The following is a 23324-nucleotide window of genomic DNA, read 5'->3' as shown; positions in this document are numbered from 1 at the left end:
AGGTGAATGAGATGGCAACTGCATCTAATGATAAAGCAGCAGCGAAAGAATCAAATCTTCAAATTTCAGGGATGACGTGTGCAGCGTGTGCGAACCGCATTGAAAAAGGGTTGAATAAAATGGACGGGGTCGAACAAGCCTCCGTCAATTTAGCACTTGAAAAGTCCACGATTACATACGATCCTTCCAAACTGAGTGAAGAAGATTTTGAAAAGAAAATTGAAGCGCTTGGGTATGGTGTCGTGAAGCAAAAAAAGGAATTCGCCATCACGGGAATGACGTGTGCCGCTTGTGCGACACGGATTGAAAAGGGCCTAAATAAAATGGATGGTGTATCATTTGCCAACGTCAATTTAGCGCTTGAAAAAACGACGGTAGAATTCAATCCATCTGAAGTTACGATTGCGGACATCATTGCAAAGGTAGAAAAGCTTGGGTATGGTGCCCATCAAAAGCAAGACGGAAAAGAACAAGTGGATTATCGTGAAAAGGCCATCAAAGAGCAGAAACTGAAATTCATCATTTCTGCCATTCTTTCCTTGCCTTTACTATGGACAATGTTTGGGCATTTTTCTTTTACATCCTTTCTATATGTACCAGAATTTCTAATGAATCCCTGGGTTCAAATGGTCTTTGCCACGCCTGTCCAATTTATCATCGGTAAACAGTTTTATGTAGGTGCTTATAAATCACTACGTAACGGTAGTGCCAATATGGATGTGCTCGTGGTGATGGGTACGTCAGCGGCTTATTTTTACAGTGTATACCAAGCCATCGTTACAATGGGTGCGCATCATGGTCCGCATCTATATTTTGAAACAAGTGCCGTGTTAATTACCCTTATCCTGTTAGGTAAGTTATTCGAGGCAAAAGCAAAAGGTCGTTCATCCGAGGCCATCAAGAAATTAATGGGGCTGCAAGCGAAAACAGCCATGGTCATTCGAGAAGGTCTGGAACAAGAAATCCCGCTAGAAGAAGTGATGATCGGTGATACCATCCTGGTGAAACCGGGTGAGAAGATCCCGGTCGATGGAGAGGTAATCGAAGGAACGACGGCTGTCGATGAATCGATGCTAACAGGTGAAAGCCTGCCGGTGGATAAGGCTAGTGGTGACCTGCTTTATGGCTCCACCCTCAACAAAAATGGCTTCATTAAAATGAAAACGACAAAAGTTGGCCGGGATACGGCATTAGCCCAAATCATTAAGGTAGTAGAAGATGCGCAAGGTACAAAAGCGCCGATCCAACGATTGGCAGATAAGATTTCAGGCGTGTTCGTACCGATTGTCATAGGCATTGCCATTCTTACGTTCTTAGCCTGGTTGATCCTGGTGGATCCGGGGAATTTCACGGCTGCGCTTGAAGTGTTGATTGCCGTCCTTGTGATTGCCTGTCCATGTGCTCTTGGATTAGCCACGCCAACTTCCATCATGGCGGGTTCAGGTCGTGCCGCTGAATTCGGCATTTTATACAAAGGTGGCGAGCATTTAGAACAGACACAAGGCATTGATACGGTGGTTGTGGATAAAACAGGGACCGTCACACATGGTAAACCTGTATTAACGGATGTTCATGTGGCAACTGGTCAGGATGAGGAGAAGTTCCTATCCTGGATTGGGGCTGCCGAAAAGCAATCCGAACATCCCTTGGCAGAAGCAATCGTGCAAGGCATTCAGGATAAAGGCATCGAACTCGGCGATGTCCAATTCTTTGAAGCGATTCCGGGTCATGGGGTACAGGCAACGGTTTCAGGTCAAGGTATTATTGTAGGTACTCGAAAATTGATGAAACAATACGGTATCGATATCCAATCCATTCTGCCGATGATGAAAAAGCTGGAAGGTGAGGGTAAAACAGCCATGTTAGCGGCCGTTAATGGACAGTATGCAGGTCTAGTTGCGGTGGCCGATACCATTAAAGAAACATCGAAAGAAGCCGTATCTCGCCTACAAGGCATGGGCATCAACGTCATTATGATGACAGGTGATAATGAGCGTACAGCACAAACGATTGGTAAAGAGGTAGGCGTTGACGCCGTCATTGCGGAAGTGCTTCCGGAAGGCAAAGCGGAAGAAGTGAAGAAGCTGCAACAACAAGGCAAGAAGGTTGCCATGGTCGGGGATGGCATCAATGACGCACCCGCTCTTGCCATAGCGGATATTGGCATGGCAATAGGAACCGGTACGGACGTTGCCATGGAAGCCGCCGACATTACATTAATTCGGGGGGACTTGAACAGTATAGCGGATGCCATACTCATGAGTCGCAAAACGATGCGCAATATTAAACAAAACCTATTCTGGGCATTCGCCTACAACGTGATTGGAATTCCGATTGCAGCACTGGGGCTTCTAGCACCGTGGGTCGCTGGCGCTGCTATGGCATTCAGTTCAGTATCGGTTGTCTTGAACGCATTGCGTCTCCAAAGGGTCAAACTAGAAAAGTAAGCTAATTAAATGAAAAAAGAGCCTTGCTACCATAACGTGTAGCAAGGCTCTTGATTGTGTGAGAATTTAGTTAACTAGTAAACTCCTTGACGATGCCAATTCCATCCACTATAATCAAATCTTGTGAAAAAAACAGGAAAAGGGTGGGGACACATGAAAAGAATTCTAACGGCAGCTTTAGCATCCTCCATGCTATTATTATCGGCGTGCTCAGAAGACACGGACTCAAAGGAAGCAGAAGTTACGAAGGAAGTAGATACAAAAGTGTCAGCTGAAACGGATGCTGCAGCTACCATCAAAGGAAAAGATTACGATAAAACGGGTGGAGCGGATGCCTATGATTCTGCGGGAGACCATGCGGATTCTCGTTACTATAAAGCACCTGATTTCTATAATATGAAGTCAGATGATCGGTTAATTCTGATTGAAAACTATCAAACGATGCAACAAACGACGGAATGGTCTTGTGGACCTGCCACGGCTTTAATGGTCGCGAATCATTTTGGGTACACGGATCTAACAGAGATGGATATCGCGAAGCAAATGAAGTCGATGACGGACTTAGATGTTAAAGATGCGTTGCCAGGAACCGCGAATAATTTCCCGGAATATGGTTCGAATGTTTCCCAACTCTATGATTTCTTCAAGGACTTAGAAGGCTTTGAAGTTGTCGAATCAAGCTATCGCGAGGAATACAATGACGCAGACTTAATTCAAGCTAGTAAAGAAGTCACTGAGAATAATGTTGGCAACCTGCCAGCAACCTTCACGTGGAACAGCCTGTATGCTTCCGAAAACAGTGAAACGACAGAAGCGTTTGTAGAAGATGCGAAAGATAGCTATTTCGTGAAATGGCTGACGAATCATTTGAAGAACGATCGTCCAATCATGGTGGAATGGGGCGACTGGGATGGCCATTGGCAATCGATTATCGGATATGACAATAACGGCACACCGGGCATTGGCGATGATACACTGATCTTCGCTGACCCGTATGATACATCTGATCACGCGCAAGATGGCTATTACTTCTATCCATTAGAGCGTTGGTTTGGCCAATGGAATGACCGCAACATCGCACCAAAACCATTCCAATTACAACCTTATCTTGTCGTAGACAAGAAATAAGCAGATACGACCCAAGCGGCAAGATCCAGTTCAATGGATGTTGCCGCTTTTTTATTTATTCTATTTGTGAGTTTCCATTAGTCTTAGTGAAAGAAACGATTCATTGTTCTATTTTGGTAACTTCCCTACAAATGTCCATACTATTGTAGTATAATTATTTAGCGTAAAAATAAAATAAGCAATAAAAGGGGATCAAATGTATCAAAAGCTAGTAGACTTTCTTGAAAAATTGCCGAAAAACTTGCAAATTATTTCTGAAAAGATTGAAAGACTATCAAAGATTATTGACGAAGTCGGGATAAAGCTCATTACCTTTTCCTGTGGAATTTTAGGTATAATTATAACATTTCGTTGGTTATTCTAACTCCATCCTATCTTTTGGATACATATACAGCATGCTAAATACATAGAAAATGAGTTGAATGAGTTGGGAAAAAGTAAAAAAAAAGATTTTAGCATTATAAAGCTTATAAGTAGTATCATTTGGTCAATTTTTTGTATCATTGGTGCGATATTTATAGTGATTTTTTTTGTTAAAGAAATTTTCAATGCGGTTTTGTAGATCCACAGGCTGTCGACATAGGCAGCTTTTTTTGTACCAAGTTTAGCAGCAATTTAATGTTTCTAACTAGTAGATAGGATTCAAGGATGAAGAAACCGTAAATTTTTATGGTTTCTTTTTTATATGTATGGAAGGTTGGATGAACGTCTTTGTATATGGTTTAGTTATCATGTATGGAATAGATAAATTTATTTAACCATCTAGATATTATAAATTAAGGGGTCACATCACTACGGCAATCCTTTTTCTTATAACTGGTTAGGTTACTTTTACAAGAATAAAAATAAAGAAGATCATTTGTTTTCTTAATAAAAAACAAGTAATCTTCTTCATAGTACAATTTAAAAACTTTTTTATGAGACCCAGACCTATTGCAACACCTAAGACCATGCCTGTAAACAATTTGGCTGCTTTCTTCAAGTCTTCGGCCACAATCATTGCATTGCTGTATGACTATCAATAGGCTGTTTTTGCCTCTTCTCTCGAGCGTTTATTCCCTTTATAGATAAAATAAAGGGAAATGATCATAAATAGTAATGCGAAGACACGTTTCATATCTAATTCTATGACTAAGCTATTGAACCATCCAAAATGATCAATGATTACACCAATTACAAGTTGACCGGTTATTCCGGCAATATTGGTTGCGATAACCCCAATTCTAGGAACGGCCATGACAGTCAGAAGTAAGTACATGGTGCCTAAAAATGCTGCACTCAACTGCCATTTCGGTGCTTCTAGAAGGCCAAGCACATTTCCCCTCCCAAAAAACATGATGAAAATCGTAAGAAACATGGTTCCAGTGAGGAAGGTCAAAAATGTTGTTTCAATGGTTCCAGCTTTTCGACTAAATGTGCCATTTATAGATGATTGAGCGCTTAATGTGATGCCGCCTAAAAATGTAAATAAAATCATGAATAACCCCATAATTGTATACCTCCTAGTTGATTAATATAAGTGCAATAATCATTGAAACAACTGCCAGAATCTTTTCTTTATTTATTCTAGTTTTTGTACTGCCTAGCCACCCAAAATGTTCAATCACCATACTCATGACTAATTGTCCGATAATGACAGCAACCATTGTAATGCCAACACCGACGTATGGGACACTTATAACAATGGAGGTTAAATAAACAACACCCAGGACACCACCAAGTAATGACCATTTCGGTGCTTCAAATGTATAGGAAAGCCTTCCTTTTCCAAAAAACAGCCACAATAGCCCCATGATAATGGAGCCCATGAAGAAGTTATAAAAGCTTGTTTCTATTTGGCCAATTGTTTTTCCCAATTCAGCATAGATAGCTCCTTCAAAGCTAAGTGCTGCTCCAGCCAACAGAGCTAGTATATAAGATATAAAGCGCATAGAGAGTTTCTCCTTTTTAATATATTTATATATCTGGAAAAATAGATATAAATAGTTGGAAAACAGAAATCAAGATAAATTAGATCTCCGTTCTAAAATAATTGGCTAATTGTTGAATAAATTCTTCATTGCGCCTATAGTATGTCCATTGTCCATGACGAATCGATTCAAGTAGCCCAGCTTTTTGCATCATGTTTAAGTAGCTAGAAACCGTAGATTGAGAAACTTTGGCTTTTTCTTGAATATCCCCAACACATACTCCACCTTTATAACTTACCCCCTTTGGTAGGTGAGCGCCTTGTTTTGGAAAGTGCTTCTCTGGTTCCTTTAACCACTTAAGGATGTGAAGCCTTGTTTCGTTAGATAACGCCTTGAATACATCAATAGGATTCATGGACGTAATTATATATCTAGATTTCTCGATATGTCAACTTGAGGAAATAAAGAGAGTACAGGTAATGAAGCGTACCTTCATTAACGAACAAGTGATATAGCGAAAATAGGAAACGAGCCTCATCCCTAAGAATCGAGGTTTTATTTTTGTTCATGAAATAGGGGCGAGGTGTGGTACACTGATTCAAAAACCAAGGTGCACATCATTTGTACAATATATTTTTGTGCAGGCATGTGGACAACAATCGGACTGAGAAACCATATATATCAAATGAAAAGTAAGGTATCGTGGAAATAGGGAGAGGAAGAGCCGATGTTTTTAGAGGAAAGAAGCGCAAACCTAATAAAAATATTACAGCATTCACCCATTTCAAAAATGAAAGATATTGAAGAGCAAACTGGTCTGACGAGAAGACAAATTCAATATGCTTTTGGTAAAGTGAATGATTGGCTTCACTATCACGGGTATCCAGCCATTCTCTATCAAAAAGAATTAGGGTATTCCCTTCCTGACAAAGTTAAAGAGGAAGAATTGAACGTAAAACTAACCAAACGTAATTATGTATTTTCTGAGACAGATAGGGAGAAATTGTTCTATCTCATGATTTTGCTTAGTCCTGAAGCGTTATCTGTCTATCATTTTCAATCAATCACGGGGCTATCACGTAATACCGTATTAAAGGACCTGAAGCAGCTCAAGAAGAAAGCGCAAGAAGTTAACCTTAAGATTCACTACTCCAAGCAAGAGGGTTATGTGATAAAGGGAGAAAGCAGAGTCAAGCGATACATGATTGAACAACTGGTACATGATGTCCTTAATCGCCCGGATAATAATCTGATTATTGAGTGTATTTGGGGAGATCAACAACCAAACATTCAATCCATCCGGTATCAGCTGGAGCAGATTGAACGTGAATTGGGAATCACCTTTACGGATGAGCGGCTGCATGAATTGACCTATTTATTTCTATGTACAGATCAGCTCATTGGAAAAGGGGAAGAATTGCAAGCCAATCAGAGTTGGCTACCTTTTGTGACAACAGATGAATTTAAAGCGGTTGAGCAAATGACGAAAACCGATGCGTTCCAATCGGTTTGGAGCGAAACGGAAAATTTATATGTAACCCTCCATCTGCTTAGCATGAACCGGACAAAGGATATATCTCCGCTCAAGGAGGATGAAGTGATCGAAACGCTTTTGCAGGAGATTGTAAAAGAGTTCGAAAAATTGGCCTTTGTTCATTTACATGATAAAGACCAGCTATGCCAGCAATTGTACGTTCATTTTAAACCGGCCTATCATCGTCTAAGATACGGGCTTTCATCCATGAATCCGATGACGGAAAAGGTACAAAAGGTCTATCCTGAACTGCATCACCTGACCACTAAATCTTTATGGGTACTAGAGAAAGAGATTGGGCGCCCAGTACCTGAAGAGGAAGTGGCATACTTTACGATTTATTTTGGAGGCTGGTTGCGAAGACAAGGGACTACTTTGGATGACCGCAAAAGAGCCATCGTTGTTTGCCCGAATGGGATTGGCATCAGCAATATTCTCATCTACACATTGAAGGAATTATTTCCGGATATATTGTTTTTGGATGTATTATCTGTCCGGAATGCGTCCGAGTATCCATTAGCGTACGATCTCGTTTTTTCAACGGTACATATGAGAACAAAAGTTCCGTTATTTGTCGTACCGCCCATTTTGGAAAGGCAGGACAAACATAAGCTGCGCCTGCAAGTCATGCAGGAATTGTATGGGTATACGACACAAAATGTTGATGGTTCCGCTCTGTTAAAAGTCATTTCAAAATATGCAACCATCCATGAACCTGATCAACTTGAAAAGGCCCTTGAATCCCTGATGTACATAGATACCCCCAAGGTAAATAAATATTCCTTAAAGGAGGCGGAGAAACCAGTGTTAGATGAACTACTCAACCTACAAACGATTCAAATCCTGCCGCGTGTTACAGAGTGGAGAGAAGCGATTCGAGTTGCAGCCCAGCCTCTTGTTCATTTAGGAACTGTCGAAGAGAGATATGTGGATGCAATGATTGAAGGAATCGAAACGAATGGTCCCTATGTGGTGATCACGCCTGACGTGGCCATCCCTCATGCACGTCCTGAGCAAGGTGTTCGCTCATTATCCATGAGTCTATTGAAATTGGATGAACCGGTGGAATTTGCACCCGATAAACCTGTTAGGTTGATCATTGTTTTGGCTGCGGTAGATAACGATTCACATTTACGGGCATTAATTCAGCTGACTCAATTACTGAATGAACGAGCTAATATTGAAGCGATTTTAGAGACAACGGATCCATCCATACTTATGGATTACGTACATAAATATTCTAAGGAGGAAACAGAATGAAGAAAATCATGGTAGTTTGCGGGAATGGATTGGGCAGTAGTTTCATTATGGAGATGAATGTGAAAAAGGCTTTAACACAAATGGGGAAAACGGCTGAGGTAGATCATACGGATCTCACATCCGCTAAATCGGTCCAAGCGGATATATTCCTAGGGGCAGCAGATATTGTCGGCCAACTGGATGATGGAACCCGTACGATTGTTACATTAGAAAATATGATGAGCATTCCTGAAATTACATCCAAATTGGAATCACTTGTCTAACTAAAGCTCGGTAAAAGGGGAATAGACTATGTTGGATATCATTATGAACGATATTTTAGGCACACCTTCTATACTCGTGGGGTTATTCGCTCTGATTGGCTTACTGTTACAGAGAAAGTCCAGTGCCGATGTCGTGTCAGGTACGCTGAAAACGGTTATGGGGTTCATTATCATCGGAGCAGGGGCAGCCGTCCTTACAGGTGCCCTTAACATTTTTAGTCAAATGTTCGACCAGGCGTTTCATGTAGAAGGTGTCATCCCGAATAACGAAGCCATTGTAGCGGCTGCACAAAGTGATTTTGGAACATCGACGGCCCTGATTATGGTGTTCGGTATGATTGTGAATATTTTATTAGCTCGCTTTACTCCATTAAAATATATCTTTTTAACGGGTCACCATACATTATTCATGGCCTGTCTACTAGCTGTCTCTTTGTCGGTTGGCGGACTCGGCGGATTCCCGCTTATCCTTATCGGCTCCATTTTATTAGGACTATGTATGGTCGTGTTTCCTGCCATTCTGCAGCCTTATGTAAGAAAGATTACCGGAAGTGATGATTTTGCGATCGGTCACTTTGGGACAATCGGATATTTCGTTTCCGCTACGATTGGGAAATGGTTCGGAAACAAGGAAAAGACAACAGAACAAATTAAGGTCCCTAAATCTTTAGGATTTTTACGAGACACATCAGTGGCTGTATCGCTGACAATGACGATTTTCTTTTTGATTGTCGCCCTGTTTGCAGGACAAGATTATATTGAATCAACGCTTTCCTCTGGTTCCAACTTCCTTGTATTTTCGTTTATTCAAGCCATTACATTTGCAGCTGGGGTATATATCATTCTAGCTGGGGTGCGGATGTTGATTGCTGAGATCGTGCCAGCCTTCAAAGGGATTGCAGATAAAATTGCGCCCAATACGAAGCCTGCATTAGATTGTCCAACGATTTTCCCTTTTGCTCCAAACGCAGTGATTATCGGCTTTTTATTTAGTTTTATAGCGGGGATCTTATCGATGTTCCTGCTGCCGGTATTGGGCTTGAAGGTTATTGTTCCGGGACTTGTGCCACATTTTTTCACAGGAGCTGCCGCCGGTGTCTTTGGAAATGCGACGGGTGGTCGTCGTGGAGCTATGCTGGGATCTTTTGCAAATGGACTCATCATTAGTTTCTTACCAGCCATTTTACTGGTATTATTAGGTGACATAGGATTTGAAGGCACGACATTCGGTGACTCAGATTTCGGTGTGGTAGGTCTATTCATACTAAGTATTTTGAAACTGTTAGGATTTTCTTAATCTACTAGATAAATAGATAGATTCGCCAACAGCCTAAATCTCACAGATCATGGGCTGTTGGCATTTTTGTTACGAAATTCGCACGGACGGGGTGGAAACATGGGATACAAAGCAATCGTGCTCGATATGGATGGCACGACTTTGAATGAAGTGAATACGGTGAACGATACGCTGAAAAACTACTTAATCGAACTTAGGAATAGTGGAATGAAGGTATTCATTGCAACGGGAAGAACGGTAAAAGAATTAAGAGATGTGCTGCCAGAGGATTTGATCATCGACGGGATGGTAACGGCCAATGGTATGTCCGCCTTTATTGGAACGGAGAAGATTTTTGAACATGCACTGCCTTCCGAACTTGTGGATGACATGATTAATAAAGCGGCAGCGAGAAAGATATTTTACGAAGTCCATCCAAATGATGGCGTCAGAATGGCCTTACAAAAAGATAAAGACTATACGGTCGAACAAATGACGGGGGCAAAACCGGAGACGGTTGATGAAAACGAATGGTTGTCCAGAAAAGTCGCCGTCGAGAGCAAAATCAACTGGGTCGATCAGCTCGAGGAATTAAGTGTAGCCAAGATTTATTTTTTCAGTAAAGAGATGAAGGCAATCAAAGACTGGATCACAGAACTCGAACAGTTCAAGAAGATAACGGCCTTTACAACGGCTTCCTCCACACATCACAATGTGGAAGTGACCGTGGACGGTGTATCCAAAGCAACAGCGGTTCAAGTCTTGCTTGATCACTTTAGTCTCTCTCCGGACGATATTCTGGCCGTAGGAGACGGAGAAAATGACCTTCCTCTATTCAAACTCTCCGGCCACTGTGTCGCCATGAAAAATGCGCTCGAATCGGTAAAGGAACAGGCGGATGAAGTGACGGAGTATTCCTATCGAGAAGATGGCCTGTATCACTTTTTGAAAAAAACATTTCCAATCGCTCAACCAAAGTGAATAATAATAAAGGGCGTACGGATTTTCCGTGCGCCCTTTATTATATAGAAGGAACGAAAAGGAACGTCCTCGGAAGCAATGGAGGTCATGGCGAAAATATTATACATACATCGATGAAATGCCCCCATCAATCCTAAGACAACTACAATCTGGTATATGGTATGATTGATAAAAAAGGAAAAGGTGGATTTATTTTGAATGTTAATGTCGGTGATATACTATTTCAACTCATGATGTTTATCGTACTGTTTGGCATGATTTTTGCCGTTTACTTTTTTGTCCGGAACCTCGTTAGAAAATCTCGCAATTCTAAAGCCATAGAACAAAAACTTGATAAAGTCATCGAGCTGCTTGAAAAGGAAAAAAGAGAGTAAGGTGTGAGCCAACCGTGAATACCATGGATTGAATTGTGGCGCTCTTTATAAATAAGTATCTAATAAAGGAGCTGGTTTCCTTGGAACTAAAAGAAGTGACTTATCAAAAGAAGCATGGGGTCATTAGTATCATTTCAATTGTTTTAGGGATGATTTGTTTTTTTATAGTTTTTATCACGCCTACAAGAATAGCGAACATTGGTAGTTCGATTGGTGATTATCTAACATTTTTCCTTACTGGTTTAGGTATGATCATTTCTATTGTAGGTATCGTAAAGAAAACGGAAAAAAATACACTCCCGATTATTGGGTTAATCCTGTCATCATCTTTTTTTATTTATTGGGTTATTATTATAATCATGCTGTTCACAGGTCAGATTGAATTTGGGCCATGATCCTATAAAAAAAGAGATAGTTCCCGAAACTATCTCTTTTTGGTTTATACGATCATCTCCAACACCGATTCGGGGTCTGTTAGCCGGATAAGGAATATTATGTGGTAGAATAATCCATATATAAACGACTAAGGTGGTTTTAATCATCCATTCAGCGATAAGGAGAATGTACCTTGGAATTTAAACGATTAGAAAAAAAGGACTTAATTAAGTGTACGGAAACATTTATTGAAGTATTTAATGATGAACCTTGGAATGATGAATGGACATTTACAAAGGCTGAAAAATATTTACTGAGTTTTTACCAGACACCTGGATTTTTAGGCATTTTAGCGGTAGAAAACGACGAAATTCTCGGCTTTATTTTGGGTGTAAATAGAGTATGGTGGAGCGGAGATGAGTTTTTCATTAATGAAATGTGTGTAAAAACACAATATCAAAATAAAGGTATTGGAAGAGCGATGTTAAATCATTTAATAAAGGAGCTTCATGGCAGTCATATAAGTAACATTACACTTCTCACAGATAGAGGGATACCTGCGGAAGAATTTTATAAGAAAAATGGTTTTGAAGAAATAGAAAGAATCATTTTCTTGCATAAGAACATTTAGACTAGAGGAAGAATGTACGTAAACTAAATATTAGTAATCTGCTATTTCTTGAAGGAGGCATGTATGGAGAATATAAATGGCAATTCAGAAGAGTACGATGATCCGATTTTATATGATAAGGAAAATGATTCATATAGGCAAGACCTTCCTTATCTATTGAAATGGGCTTCGAAAACCGAAGGCCCCATCATCGATTTAGCTTGTGGGACAGGGCGGGCGACCATTCCTTTAGCGATTAAAGGATATGAACTTATCGGTGTGGATGTCCATAAAGGAATGCTAGACGAAGCAAAAAGGAAGTCGTTGGACCTGAATGTACATATTGAATGGATCGAACAGGATGCTAGAATGCTTACCTTGAATGTAAGAAGTCATTTGATCTTTTCAGTCGGGAATTCCTTTCAGCATTTTCTTACAAACGAAGATCAGGACGGATTCTTATCATCTGTAAATAAACATTTAGAACTTGATGGGCTATTCATCTTTGACACGAGGTTTCCAAGTACAGAAGAATTACTCCAACCTGACACGGAAGAATACTGGAGAACCATTGAAGATAAGGATACGCAAAAAAGGATCGATGTTTATACGAAAAGTACCTATGACTCACTCAGTCAGGTCCAACATTACACAACGATCAGAAAGTATGTAGATCAAAGTGGGGAAATAGTAGATGAACATAGAACGAACATACGGTTACGATACGTGTTTCCTAAAGAAATGGAACGCATTCTATCGAGTAACGGACTGGAAATCGTCCAAATCTTCGAGGATTGGAATGAAACACCTGTGACGAATGATAGTTATGGAATGGTCTATGTTTGTAAGAAAACAAGGGATATAAAGACTTCTTTATGCGTGGGTGTTTCGAACGGAAGTTTAGGATAACGGAGGGGCTTTCCAGTGAAGCATATCTTATTTAATCAAGCAGCATTCGGTGCATTGAGCCATGCATTAAAAAGAGAAAATGTTGAGATCATCACGTTTCCGGATTACTTTGGTGAAGGCCCCATCCATCGTTTATTAACGGAGAAAGGTTTTCTAGATAGGATGAAATGGCTACAGGAAGCCTATCGGTTTGATAAGAAGATGAGTGAACAATATGTGGTCTTGTTTCATGATGCACTTGCATGTGTTCAACAGATTAAAGAAGGCGAGCAAGTGATTGTTTGGACGTGTGAAAATGCGGCGGAACAATTTGGGTTACGCTTAGTAAGCCATCTATTGTCAGGCAAAAAGTGTTCGATTTCCGTGTGTAATACATACTTTCCCATGCTTTATTTCCATGAAGATGAACATACACAATATGATATTCGCCATTCTGGTGATGTTAGCCCTTCGCAGATGAAGCGAATGCTAAAGCTGAATTTACTAGATCCACTTACTGAAGATGAGCTCGTTCTTTTACAGGCAGAGGCGCTTCAATTAATGGAGGGGCATTCAATAGTTCGTACATGGTTTAGGGGAAGGATTATCGAGGATGACGAGTCCAGGGATGATCAAGAGATTATCCGGTATGCAAGTGACATGCAATCCGAATACGGTATCGATAATTTTTACAACGCTGCTCGCTTGATTGGTCATGTTTTAGGATGGAGTGAGCATGACATCAACGATACATGGATTGATTACCGTTTGCGTATGTTGATAAAGAAAGGCGCTTTTGCATATAACGGTCATTTAAGGGAGATGCTTTCCTATCAAATTCGATTGAACACTAGCCAAGATAAATGATATGTCTTTCGTAATAGAAGATGCTGAATAGTTATCATCGCACACCCAACCCTTTATGCACCAATGGGTTGAATGTGCGATGTCCACTTCAAACAGGTAAAGCCTATCATCCTTGAACTTGATTAACAAAAAGCTGTGTGATGTCTTTTGGACGTGTGATGGCCCCTCCGACGACACTTGCATGGGCGCCCAATTCCATGCACCTTTTATACATGTCGGGTGTCATGACATTTCCTTCCGCAATAACGGGGATGTTCACATGCTGGAGAACCTGTTTCAAGAATTCAAAGTCATCATGATAGAGTTTCTCTCCACTTGTTTCTTCCGTGTAGCCATGTAATGTAGTGGAAATACAATCGAATCCGAGTTTTTCCGATTGTATGGCATCCTCTAAAGTAGCGATATCCGCCATGAGTTGAATGCTAGGATTCTTTTCTCTTACATAGTTGACCAGATCGCTTAAAAGAAGATTCTCCGGTCTTGTCCGATGGGTGGCATCCATGGCAATCATCTCGCAGCCACTAGCCAGTAACTCATCGATTTCCTTGCAAGTGGCGGTAATGAACACGGAGCTATCGTCATAGTCGCGTTTAACGATGCCGATAACGGGCAGGTCCACTTCTTTTTTTATCGCGATGATATCCACTTCGGAGTTTGCCCGGATTCCTTTTGCACCGCCTTGTTTAGCGGCCAACGCCATTTTCGACATGATGAATGAGCTATGTAGAGGCTCATTTGGTAGGGCTTGACAAGATACGATTAATCCACCTTTAACTTCGTTTAACATTCTATATTTCCCCCTTTGAAAAATGGATGGACCGCCCCGAATAGGGAGGCATCATTATATAATTGAGCAATTTTTATTTCTGTCTTCAAAAAATCAGTAGGAAGATAAGTGGTGAGCTGCTTTTGGATATGGTTCAGTAAAAAGTCGCCTTGGCGGGAAATGCCGCCTCCTATCAGGATACACTTCGGATCGACTAACAGGATTATTTGCGCCAATCCCCTAGCCACTTCCTTACTCCATGCCTCAATCAAGGCTATGTATGGCTCTTCATCGAGTCTTGCTTTCTCAAAGACTTCCTTCGTGGAGACACCTTTACCAAACTCTTTTTCAATCATTCTATTTAAAGCGGTTGTGGATGCCCTCATTTCATAATTCGTTTTTGTTTCCGGATCGTATAATAGATAGCCGACGGAGTTTGCCTGATGATGGGTTCCATCCATGATTCCGTCATGATAATAGGCCCCGCCTATGCCTGTCCCTAAGGTAATGCAAAACACATCGTTTTCCCCTTGGGCAGCGCCTTGCCAAAGCTCGCCGATCAAAGCGGCATTCACATCATTTTCTACAGAAATGGGGAAAGGGAATGTACGGGATAAATGGGCTTTGAATGCGGTACCTTTATAGTCCCGGATAGTGGGCCCCGCAAAGATGATTTCCCCTTTTTCCCGGTCGACGATCCCGGCAGTGCTGATGCCCACGCCGTTAATGGCCGTCTCATTGGAAACAGCGGAAATGATGGCCTCCACCTGTTTCAGTATAGCCTGGTCGATGTTTTCTTTTGTTTTCACTTGTTGATGCCCATGCAGATGTTTCTGATCGTCCAAGAGGGCATATTTAATAAACGTACCGCCGATATCAATCGATAAATAATCAGCCATGGATATCCTCCTACACTTTCGTTTGTTTAATATGTTGAATGAGAAGTGTTTTTGCCTCATCGGCATTCCCCATCAGTAGCGCTTCGACAATATTCCTGTGTTCCTGGATGAGGCCTTTGAATTCTTCTAGGGAGAGGTGGATATGTTGCACTTGGAAAAAATAACTGGTGATCATGTTCGTCATTTGTATAAATAAATCATTATTCGTGGCTTGCAGAAGCTGCTTATGAAATAGGGTATCCGCTTCTTTGAATTCCTCTTGGGTCGTAGCCTTTTCGCTTTCTTCGACCACTTCCTTCAACATGTCCAAATCATCCATACTCTGATTTTTTACAATTTCATCAATGGCACTTGATTCAAATAGAATTCTCAAACCCAATATATCCCGGATATTTCCGCTGTTTATTTGCCATAAAAAGAAGAAGTTATCCAAAAGGTTTTCTATATTGGATTCATTGAGAAAAGCGCCCTGGCCCTGTCTGATGCGTATGACATCCGTATTTTCAAGGTAGCTCAACGCTTCCCTCACTACGGACCTGCTTACGCCAAACATTTCCGTGAACTTGCGCTCCGTTGGGAGTTGATCGCCCGCTTTTAAGTTTTGCGAAATGATATAGTTTTTAATTTCTTGAATGACCGTTTTCTTAAGTGGCTTTTTTTCTTCCATTTTAATGGGTTCCATTTGCTTCCTCCAAAGTAGTAATAAAACGAAAAATGGGTTGGAAATGTTCCTTTAGGACTTTTTGAGCCACAGGCAAATCTTTATTCTTGATCGCATCGATGATGTCTGCATGCTGTTTGTATGAATCAATCAGTGTGTCCTCTTTCTCGATAAAATCCATTCTAACCAGGGAAAAGTACTCACTGATCACTTCACTGAACTTGAAATAGGCTTCATTTTCCGTTGATTTAATTAAGGCTTGATGAAATAAACGGTCGAATTGTTTCGTGTCTTGTTTTTGGATGATCGTCTGATAATACGATTCATTTATGCTGATGAGATGATCAATATCGACATCCACTTGTTTCTCGATGATCAATCGCAATGCCCCTAATTCGATGACTTCCCGGATTTCCATCAATTCTTTCATTTTTACACCGTGCGTGTCGTAATAATGTTTAAGTATCGTATTGATTGAATCGAGTGTAGGCTCAGCTATATAGACACCACCACCGGGCTTCACGTTCAAGATCCCTACGGTTTGGAGAGAGATTAACGCTTCGCGTATAACCGTCCTGCTTACTTGCAACTGTTCGACCAGTTCTTTTTCTGTTAAAAACTTATCATTCGGTTTCAGATTATTTTCTAAGATATGGCTCTTAATTCTTTCAATCGCGATTGTGACCAATGAGGTCTTATGAATTGTCATGACGCCACCCCTTTATGTATGTCTACCATATTATAGAAATGAAGGAAAGGGATTACTGAAATTTGTTGACATTTTTATGAAAGGCTTTTATGATAAATTTGTAAATAAAAATTGGTCTGACAATATTATATCTTTGTTATCTGAATTTTTCAAACTAATTAGGGGGTTAAGATATGAAGGGGTTATTTTCAGCACTACTGATACCATTTGATGAAAATGGGAAGATTATCGAACAAGGCTTGCGTGAGATCGTTAGACAAAATATTGATGTTCAGAAAGTGGACGGACTATATGTGAATGGCAGCTCAGGTGAAAACTTCATGCTATCTACCGATCAAAAAAAGCGAATTTTCGAAATTGTCAGTGAAGAGAGTAAAGGGGAGGTCAAGCTAATCGCCCAGGTAGGATCGATCAATCTGGACGAAGCCGTTGAACTGGGTCAATTTGCAACAGAGCTTGGCTATGATAGTCTATCAGCCGTCACGCCGTTTTACTATAAGTTCAATTTTGAAGAGATCAAGCATTACTATGAAACCATCATTGATAATACAGGCAATAATATGATCATTTACGCCATTCCATTCTTAACGGGTGTATCGATGAACATGGATCAATTTGAGGAACTCTTTCAAAATGACAAAGTCATCGGCGTGAAATATACGGATGGAGACTTCTACTTATTGGAGCGACTTCGTAAAAGATTCCCAGATAAACTGATCTATTCTGGATTCGATGAAATGCTTATCTATGGAGCCATTTCAGGAGTGGATGGGGCAATCGGGAGTACATATAATATCAATGGAAAGCGATCTAGACAGATTTTGGAGTTGGCGCAAAGTGGCAAGGTAGCGGAGGCGTATGAGATTCAGCACGTCACCAATGACCTTATTGAAAGAGTGCTAGATTTGGGATTATATCAAACGTTGAAAGAAGTACTGAATGTAAAAGGCATCCAAGCAGGTACGGTCAAAAAACCGATGGCTCCATTTGATTCAAGCAAAAGGGAAGAAGTGGAACAACTCGTAAAAGATTTTAACTTATAAGATAGCTCATAGATAGAATGTGTTGGACACTTAACTATCTGATTTTTCTGTAATCACGATGTACCGCAAGGGCGTGCCACTCTTTTTTTAAAAGAAGAGGGGGGCAGGCGCTTTTGTTACCTTTTAAGGAAGCTCTATAAAATGATTTTATGATGAGGGGTGTATTATATGGAGAAGATTAGTTTTGGCGTGGCTAACTGGGCTGTCATGGTGGTCTATCTACTAGCGATGCTAGCAGTGGGGCTTTATTTTACAAAGAAATCTGGTAAGAATACTGATGCGTTCTTTACCGCAGGCGGTAAGATTCCTGCTTGGGCAGCGGGTTTCAGTATCTATGCTACAACGTTAAGTGCGATTACGTATATGTCGACACCAGAACAGGCATTTTTATCTGATTGGACTTATGCAGCAGGTAATCTATCAATACTGGCCATCATACCTGTGTTGATCTATTTTTATATTCCTTTCTTTAGGAAGCTGAATGTCACGACGGCCTATGAATATTTAGAGGAGCGCTTCGGTGTATCTCTTCGCGTGATAGGAAGTTTACTCTTTACACTTTTCCACATTGGCCGTATAGCGATTGTCGTCTACTTGCCAACGCTTGCCATTACACTCGTTTCCGATATCAATCCCTTTATCATAGCGCTTGCGGTTGGAGGTTTATGTATTGTTTATACGTTCCTCGGGGGGATTGAAGGGGTCATTTGGAGCGATGTGATTCAAGGGATCATCCTTCTAGGCGGTGCCATTTTACTTGTGGTCCTTGGAATCTTCTCTATCGATGGCGGAATCTCGACAGTTATCGATGATGCGGTCAACAACAAGAAAGTGGTAACGGCAGACAGTTTCAAGTTCAGTGCCGTCACGGCAGCGATCCCGATTATCTTCTTAGGCTCCATCTTTAATAATCTACATCAATATACAGCCAGTCAAGACGTCGTACAACGTTATCAAACGACTAGTTCAATCAAAGAGACAAATAAGTCTTTGTGGACCAATGGAATCTTGGCTCTTATCACGATCCCTGTCTTTTTTGGATTTGGTACCGTCCTTTATAGTTACTATACGAATGTTGAAGCCCTTCCAGAAGGATTTAATACTTCAGCCATCGTGCCGTATTTCATCGTTTCAAGTTTACCAGCGGGGGTAGCGGGTTTACTGATCGCCGCCATATTTGCCGCTTGCCAATCTACAATCTCCTCTAGTTTAAATAGTATTTCCGCTTGTGTAACAGTCGATTTTAAACAAAGATTTTTAGGTGCAAATGAAAAAAGTGATGTATTATTGGCGAGAATTGTCATTATCGCGTCCGGTGTACTGGGTATGGCAGCCGCTTTATATCTCATTTCAAGCAATCAAGCTGAAACATGGAACTTGTTCTTGGCCATCACAGGATTATTCGGTGTTCCAATTGCCGGTATCTTTGCTCTTGGGATATTCACGAAACGTGCCAATACACCTGGAGTATTGATCGGTCTATTCTTAAGCGCGATTACCTCCTATTTCGTGCAACAAACAGACCTGACACCATTCGTCGTTAGTATCGTCTCGTTCATTACTTCCTTTGGATTTGGTTATGTTGTAAGTTTGCTGTTCCCGACATTCAACAAAAACACCACAGGATTGACCATTTATACGAAAAACGAAGAATATGTGAAGCCTCACCTACATCCAGAACCGCAATCAAAGTCTAAAGCAGTGTAAGAAAGTCTCATATAAGGATAGCCAGTCATGTTGATGATTGGCTATTTACTACATTTACATTTATCCAAAGCATGACGAAAATAAATAAAGGGTTTTTAACCTTGGATAGTGAACATAAATACATGGATAAGAGAAGGGGATTTTGTGAATAAAATGAAATGCATCATCCTTAAGAATATAACGATTTACAGTGAGAGAAAAACGATTGAATGTGGGTTTTTAATCGCGAAGGATGGGAAAATTGTTTCCTTTGGTTCTATGGATGATATTAATGACTTAGAGTTTAAGGGTGAGGTCATTGATTTTCATGCCCTGCCGGATTATAAGGTGATACCGGGAATGATCGACATTCATATTCATGGCGTAAATGGCGCCGATACCATGGACGCAACGCAGGAAGCGTTAAAGCGTATGGCTGCAGCTCTTCCTTGGGAAGGGACGACGAGTTTTTTAGCGACCACCATGACACAGGAACCCGAAGCCATCGAGAACGCGTTAATGAATGCCGGTCAGTACATCGATGACCATCAGCCACCGGGAATGGCCGAAATCGTTGGCATTCATTTAGAAGGGCCCTTCGTCAATCCAAAGATGGCAGGGGCGCAGCCAGCGCAATATATGATCGATCCAGATTTACACATCTTTAAAAAGTGGAATGAGTTATCGAATGATCATGTCAAAGTCGTTACGCTTGCACCGGAACAGCCAGGTGGAAGTGAATTAATCCGTTATTTAAAGGAACATGGAATTGTGGCTTCCATTGGCCATTCAGATGCAACCTATGACGAAGTGGATCAAGCGATTTCGGATGGTGCAACGCAAGTCACGCATCTGTTTAATCAAATGAAAGGCCTACATCACCGTGAACCGGGAGTTGCCGGAGCGGCACTTTTGCGTGATGAATTGAAAGCGGAAATGATTATGGATGGCATTCATGTCCGTCCAGAAATCATCAAGCTTGCCTATAAACAAAAGTCAAAAGAAGGGCTCCTATTAATTACTGATTCCATGCGGGCGAAGTGCCTGAAAAACGGAACCTACGATTTAGGGGGCCAAGACGTGACGGTGAAAGATGGGAAGGCAGTTCTTGCGGACGGGACACTGGCAGGAAGCATCCTGAAAATGGGGCAAGCGGTTAAGAACCTCTTATCCTATACAAATTGTCCGCTTGAAGATGCCATTGAAATGGCTGCCCTGAACCCAGCCAAACAGCTTCAACTGGATGATAGAAAAGGAAGCATCAAGGTAGGGAAAGATGCGGACTTAGTCATTTTGAACGAGGAAAATGAAGTGGTCATGACCATCTGTAGAGGAGAAATGGCATATAGCATAATGGAGGTTGAATAATATGGAAATCATTGAAGCTCAAAACTACGATGAAATGAGCCAGAAAGCAGCACACCTTATTCTGGACAAGGTAAAACGGACACCTTCTCTTGTATTGGGCCTTGCGACTGGAGGAACGCCGGTCGGGACGTATCAACACTTAGTGAAGGATTATCAGGAAAATCAGACCTCCTATCGCCATGTTCATACCGTGAACCTGGACGAATATGTAGGAGTGGAAAAAGATCATCCCACTAGTTACCATACATATATGAAGGACCATCTCTTTAACCATATCGATATCCCAATCCAACAAACTCATTTGCCGGATACCATGGCACCAGACTTACAAGCAGAATGTCAAAGGTATGAAGAGCTCATTGAAAACCTTGGTGGAATAGACCTTCAGCTATTGGGGATTGGGGTGAATGGCCATATTGGATTCAATGAGCCAGGTACACCTTTTGCCTCCACCACGAATGTAGTGGAGCTTACAGCCTCCACAAGAGAAAAAAATGCCTGCTATTTTGATAATCCCTTCGACGTACCAAAACACGCGGTGACGATGGGAATCTCGACGATCATGAAGAGTAAACAAATCGTACTCCTTGTTTCGGGAAAGCAAAAGGCACATATTTTATACAAACTACTATCTGAACCAACCAATGAGCAAGTCCCAGCTTCCATCCTAAAACAGCATAAAAATGTGATGATTATTGCCGATCAGGAAGCCTTGGCGGAACTCAAGCAGAACTGTTAATAGGGTTGTAATGATCTTGGCGAGTCGTATGATAAGGTTAACCTGTTTTTATTGGTTAACCTTTTTTTGTTGAAGATTCTTTTTATCAGCTTGGGGTTCAGAATATTAGAAGACAAACAAGAAGTTGAGGGGGCACGAACTTGAATAAGAAAAGAAGAGCCGTACTGTTTCTTTTGTTGGTGTTTTCTATTGGGCTTGTCCTTTATGGACTATCCGGGCAAGCCACTCAGGAAAACAACAAATTGTATGTGTCTTCCGCTGGGGATGACAAAAACGTCGGAAGTAAGAAAGAACCTTTAAGAACCATACAGAAAGCCGTCGATTTAGCAAAACCGGGTACAACTGTCCATGTTCGAAAAGGAGTCTACAATGAACAAGTCGTCATACGGAAATCAGGCAAAGAAAATGCCCCTATCACCATTAAGGCCTACCCAAAAGAAAAGGCGATCATCGATGGGAGGGGCCTAAAGGTTTCATGGGATGACCAGGGTTTAGTATCGATACATAATCAAAGCTACGTTACCATCGATGGATTGGACATCCAAAATTACAAAACCGAACAAGAGGATTTAGTGCCAATCGGAATATCCGTTAGCGGAAGCGGAAACGGTATCCGTATTTTGCGTACTCATATTCATCATATTGAAACACTTCATGAAAACGGGAATGCCCATGGGATTGCTGTTTATGGCACCGAAGCACCGCAAGCGATTGAAGATATCATCCTTTCAGGCAATACACTAGAAGAGATGAAACTCGGTGCCAGTGAAACGTTGGTGCTGAATGGTAATATATCAAACTTCCAGGTTACAAATAACATCGTCAGGAGAAATGACAATATCGGAATCGATGTTATTGGGTTTGAAGGTGTGTCTCCTGTTGAAAAATTTGATCAGGCAAGGAACGGTATCATCCGTAACAACACAGTCTATGAAATATCCAGTTACGGAAATCCAGCCTACGGAAACCAATATGCGGCTGGCGGAATCTATGTCGACGGTGGTAAAGATATCGTTATCGAGAAGAATAGGGTTTATAAAAACGATATAGGAATCGAAGCGGCTAGCGAGCATGAGGGCAAAGTTACTAGTTCCATCACCATACAAAACAATTCGATTTATGAAAATAGAAGTGCAGGTATCGCAATAGGTGGGTATGACAGGAAAAGAGGAAGCACCATAAACAGTACAATTACCGGCAACGTCCTGTATAAAAATGATACGGAATTTCAAGAGGGCGGACAGGTATTGCTTCAATATCATACAAACCATAATAGAATCGAAAACAACATCATGGTCGCGGGTGATTCCAATCTCCTTATCAGCAACCCTTTCAAGCAAAACAAAGGGAACATACTAGATAACAATGTCTACTACCTGCATGGGGGAGAGAAAGAAACGCGTTGGATATGGAAAACGGAAGATATCATGGGGTTCTCTGCCTTTAAAAAGAGAAGTCTTCAAGACACGAATAGTATGTTTCAGAAGCCGAAGTTCATGAATGAAAGTAAACGTGATTTCCGGCTCAAGTCCAAATAATC

General features: G+C 41.1%; 23 protein-coding genes. 16 read left to right on the top strand and 7 right to left on the bottom strand.

Features of this window, described 5'->3' with window-relative positions:
• Positions 1–11: 11 nt before the first annotated feature.
• Both ACQKL6_RS06120 and ACQKL6_RS06115 read left to right on the top strand, forming a co-directional pair.
• Complete coding sequence (locus ACQKL6_RS06120; RefSeq protein WP_427650793.1) at positions 12–2447, top strand: heavy metal translocating P-type ATPase; 2436 nt, start codon at positions 12–14, stop codon at positions 2445–2447.
• A 153-nt stretch (positions 2448–2600) separates the two neighbouring features.
• Positions 2601–3575 (top strand): C39 family peptidase, encoded by a 975-nt coding sequence (locus ACQKL6_RS06115; protein ID WP_427650792.1) that lies wholly within the window; start codon positions 2601–2603, stop codon positions 3573–3575.
• A gap of 1018 nt (positions 3576–4593) precedes the next feature.
• Here the strand turns inward: ACQKL6_RS06115 and ACQKL6_RS06110 are convergent.
• The 3 genes from ACQKL6_RS06110 to ACQKL6_RS06100 form a co-directional block, all read right to left on the bottom strand.
• Positions 4594–5064, bottom strand: coding sequence for a DMT family transporter (locus ACQKL6_RS06110; protein WP_427650791.1), 471 nt, complete (start codon positions 5062–5064; stop codon positions 4594–4596).
• A 13-nt stretch (positions 5065–5077) separates the two neighbouring features.
• Positions 5078–5506, bottom strand: coding sequence for a DMT family transporter (locus tag ACQKL6_RS06105; RefSeq protein ID WP_402873525.1), 429 nt, complete (start codon positions 5504–5506; stop codon positions 5078–5080).
• Between the two features lie 79 nt (positions 5507–5585).
• Entirely contained in the window at positions 5586–5900 is a 315-nt protein-coding gene (locus ACQKL6_RS06100; protein ID WP_403080241.1) for an ArsR/SmtB family transcription factor, read from the bottom strand.
• A gap of 312 nt (positions 5901–6212) precedes the next feature.
• Between ACQKL6_RS06100 and ACQKL6_RS06095 the strand changes: the two genes are divergently transcribed.
• From ACQKL6_RS06095 to ACQKL6_RS06055, 9 genes are all read left to right on the top strand, one after another.
• Positions 6213–8279, top strand: coding sequence for a BglG family transcription antiterminator (locus ACQKL6_RS06095; RefSeq protein WP_427650790.1), 2067 nt, complete (start codon positions 6213–6215; stop codon positions 8277–8279).
• Entirely contained in the window at positions 8276–8542 is a 267-nt protein-coding gene (locus ACQKL6_RS06090; RefSeq protein WP_402957611.1) for a PTS sugar transporter subunit IIB, read from the top strand. The genes ACQKL6_RS06095 and ACQKL6_RS06090 overlap by 4 nt, the downstream gene beginning before the upstream one ends.
• 28 nt (positions 8543–8570) lie before the next feature.
• Positions 8571–9839 carry a PTS ascorbate transporter subunit IIC gene (locus ACQKL6_RS06085; protein ID WP_403080244.1) on the top strand — a complete coding sequence of 423 codons (1269 nt, stop codon included), beginning with the start codon at positions 8571–8573 and terminating at the stop codon, positions 9837–9839.
• A 99-nt stretch (positions 9840–9938) separates the two neighbouring features.
• Positions 9939–10799, top strand: a complete 861-nt coding sequence (locus ACQKL6_RS06080) for an HAD family hydrolase (protein WP_427650789.1) — start codon at positions 9939–9941, stop codon at positions 10797–10799.
• 161 nt (positions 10800–10960) lie between these two features.
• Positions 10961–11173: a DUF4083 domain-containing protein gene (locus tag ACQKL6_RS06075; RefSeq protein WP_427650788.1), complete on the top strand. Its 213-nt coding sequence runs from the start codon at positions 10961–10963 to the stop codon at positions 11171–11173.
• A 149-nt stretch (positions 11174–11322) separates the two neighbouring features.
• Positions 11323–11568, top strand: coding sequence for a hypothetical protein (locus ACQKL6_RS06070; RefSeq protein ID WP_427650874.1), 246 nt, complete (start codon positions 11323–11325; stop codon positions 11566–11568).
• Positions 11569–11741: 173 nt separating this feature from the next.
• Positions 11742–12179 (top strand): GNAT family N-acetyltransferase, encoded by a 438-nt coding sequence (locus tag ACQKL6_RS06065; RefSeq protein ID WP_427650787.1) that lies wholly within the window; start codon positions 11742–11744, stop codon positions 12177–12179.
• Between the two features lie 63 nt (positions 12180–12242).
• Positions 12243–13067 (top strand): class I SAM-dependent DNA methyltransferase, encoded by an 825-nt coding sequence (locus ACQKL6_RS06060; RefSeq protein ID WP_402957619.1) that lies wholly within the window; start codon positions 12243–12245, stop codon positions 13065–13067.
• Positions 13068–13082: 15 nt separating this feature from the next.
• Positions 13083–13913, top strand: a complete 831-nt coding sequence (locus tag ACQKL6_RS06055; protein ID WP_427650786.1) for a DUF1835 domain-containing protein — start codon at positions 13083–13085, stop codon at positions 13911–13913.
• A 106-nt stretch (positions 13914–14019) separates the two neighbouring features.
• On the opposite strand, the gene ACQKL6_RS06050 is transcribed toward ACQKL6_RS06055, so the two are convergent.
• The 4 genes from ACQKL6_RS06050 to ACQKL6_RS06035 are packed head-to-tail and all read right to left on the bottom strand — an operon-like array spanning position 14020 to position 16948.
• Positions 14020–14700, bottom strand: a complete 681-nt coding sequence (locus ACQKL6_RS06050) for an N-acetylmannosamine-6-phosphate 2-epimerase (RefSeq protein ID WP_402957623.1) — start codon at positions 14698–14700, stop codon at positions 14020–14022.
• Complete coding sequence (locus ACQKL6_RS06045; protein ID WP_427650785.1) at positions 14694–15578, bottom strand: ROK family protein; 885 nt, start codon at positions 15576–15578, stop codon at positions 14694–14696. Before ACQKL6_RS06045 ends, ACQKL6_RS06050 begins: the two co-directional genes overlap by 7 nt.
• A 10-nt stretch (positions 15579–15588) precedes the next feature.
• Entirely contained in the window at positions 15589–16260 is a 672-nt protein-coding gene (locus ACQKL6_RS06040) for a FadR/GntR family transcriptional regulator (RefSeq protein ID WP_402873557.1), read from the bottom strand.
• Positions 16247–16948 carry a FadR/GntR family transcriptional regulator gene (locus ACQKL6_RS06035; RefSeq protein ID WP_427650784.1) on the bottom strand — a complete coding sequence of 234 codons (702 nt, stop codon included), beginning with the start codon at positions 16946–16948 and terminating at the stop codon, positions 16247–16249. The genes ACQKL6_RS06040 and ACQKL6_RS06035 overlap by 14 nt, the downstream gene beginning before the upstream one ends.
• Before the next feature lie 173 nt (positions 16949–17121).
• Here ACQKL6_RS06035 and ACQKL6_RS06030 point away from each other — a divergent pair, with 173 nt between their 5' ends.
• The 5 genes from ACQKL6_RS06030 (at position 17122) to ACQKL6_RS06010 (ending at position 23322) form a co-directional block, all read left to right on the top strand.
• Entirely contained in the window at positions 17122–17991 is an 870-nt protein-coding gene (locus tag ACQKL6_RS06030; RefSeq protein ID WP_402873563.1) for an N-acetylneuraminate lyase, read from the top strand.
• 168 nt (positions 17992–18159) lie between these two features.
• Positions 18160–19698: a sodium:solute symporter gene (locus tag ACQKL6_RS06025; protein WP_427650783.1), complete on the top strand. Its 1539-nt coding sequence runs from the start codon at positions 18160–18162 to the stop codon at positions 19696–19698.
• Between the two features lie 153 nt (positions 19699–19851).
• Positions 19852–21045: an N-acetylglucosamine-6-phosphate deacetylase gene (gene nagA / locus ACQKL6_RS06020; protein ID WP_427590982.1), complete on the top strand. Its 1194-nt coding sequence runs from the start codon at positions 19852–19854 to the stop codon at positions 21043–21045.
• A gap of 1 nt (position 21046) precedes the next feature.
• Entirely contained in the window at positions 21047–21784 is a 738-nt protein-coding gene (nagB, locus tag ACQKL6_RS06015; protein ID WP_427650782.1) for a glucosamine-6-phosphate deaminase, read from the top strand.
• Positions 21785–21924: 140 nt separating this feature from the next.
• Positions 21925–23322 carry a right-handed parallel beta-helix repeat-containing protein gene (locus ACQKL6_RS06010; RefSeq protein ID WP_427650781.1) on the top strand — a complete coding sequence of 466 codons (1398 nt, stop codon included), beginning with the start codon at positions 21925–21927 and terminating at the stop codon, positions 23320–23322.
• Positions 23323–23324: the final 2 nt, after the last annotated feature.

Origin of the sequence: Peribacillus sp. NPDC097197 (assembly GCF_050278025.1) — a bacterium.
Lineage (GTDB): Bacteria > Bacillota > Bacilli > Bacillales > DSM-1321 > Peribacillus.
The sequence above is the reverse complement of the archived record's forward strand: the minus strand, read 5'-3'. Positions and strand labels throughout refer to the sequence as shown.

Bases quoted from the DNA above. Each gene is read 5' to 3' on its own strand.
- ACQKL6_RS06025 (WP_427650783.1), top strand. From the start codon at position 18,160: ATGGAGAAGATTAGTTTTGGCGTGGCTAACTGGGCTGTCATGGTGGTC.
- ACQKL6_RS06060 (WP_402957619.1), top strand. From the start codon at position 12,243: ATGGAGAATATAAATGGCAATTCAGAAGAGTACGATGATCCGATTTTA.
- ACQKL6_RS06095 (WP_427650790.1), top strand. From the start codon at position 6,213: ATGTTTTTAGAGGAAAGAAGCGCAAACCTAATAAAAATATTACAGCAT.
- ACQKL6_RS06030 (WP_402873563.1), top strand. From the start codon at position 17,122: ATGAAGGGGTTATTTTCAGCACTACTGATACCATTTGATGAAAATGGG.
- ACQKL6_RS06105 (WP_402873525.1), bottom strand. From the start codon at position 5,506: ATGCGCTTTATATCTTATATACTAGCTCTGTTGGCTGGAGCAGCACTT.
- ACQKL6_RS06050 (WP_402957623.1), bottom strand. From the start codon at position 14,700: ATGTTAAACGAAGTTAAAGGTGGATTAATCGTATCTTGTCAAGCCCTA.
- ACQKL6_RS06080 (WP_427650789.1), top strand. From the start codon at position 9,939: ATGGGATACAAAGCAATCGTGCTCGATATGGATGGCACGACTTTGAAT.
- ACQKL6_RS06085 (WP_403080244.1), top strand. From the start codon at position 8,571: ATGTTGGATATCATTATGAACGATATTTTAGGCACACCTTCTATACTC.
- ACQKL6_RS06120 (WP_427650793.1), top strand. From the start codon at position 12: ATGGCAACTGCATCTAATGATAAAGCAGCAGCGAAAGAATCAAATCTT.
- ACQKL6_RS06075 (WP_427650788.1), top strand. From the start codon at position 10,961: ATGATTGATAAAAAAGGAAAAGGTGGATTTATTTTGAATGTTAATGTC.
- nagB (WP_427650782.1), top strand. From the start codon at position 21,047: ATGGAAATCATTGAAGCTCAAAACTACGATGAAATGAGCCAGAAAGCA.
- ACQKL6_RS06045 (WP_427650785.1), bottom strand. From the start codon at position 15,578: ATGGCTGATTATTTATCGATTGATATCGGCGGTACGTTTATTAAATAT.
- ACQKL6_RS06100 (WP_403080241.1), bottom strand. From the start codon at position 5,900: ATGAATCCTATTGATGTATTCAAGGCGTTATCTAACGAAACAAGGCTT.
- ACQKL6_RS06090 (WP_402957611.1), top strand. From the start codon at position 8,276: ATGAAGAAAATCATGGTAGTTTGCGGGAATGGATTGGGCAGTAGTTTC.
- ACQKL6_RS06070 (WP_427650874.1), top strand. From the start codon at position 11,323: ATGATTTGTTTTTTTATAGTTTTTATCACGCCTACAAGAATAGCGAAC.
- ACQKL6_RS06040 (WP_402873557.1), bottom strand. From the start codon at position 16,260: ATGGAACCCATTAAAATGGAAGAAAAAAAGCCACTTAAGAAAACGGTC.
- nagA (WP_427590982.1), top strand. From the start codon at position 19,852: ATGAAATGCATCATCCTTAAGAATATAACGATTTACAGTGAGAGAAAA.
- ACQKL6_RS06035 (WP_427650784.1), bottom strand. From the start codon at position 16,948: ATGACAATTCATAAGACCTCATTGGTCACAATCGCGATTGAAAGAATT.
- ACQKL6_RS06115 (WP_427650792.1), top strand. From the start codon at position 2,601: ATGAAAAGAATTCTAACGGCAGCTTTAGCATCCTCCATGCTATTATTA.
- ACQKL6_RS06110 (WP_427650791.1), bottom strand. From the start codon at position 5,064: ATGGGGTTATTCATGATTTTATTTACATTTTTAGGCGGCATCACATTA.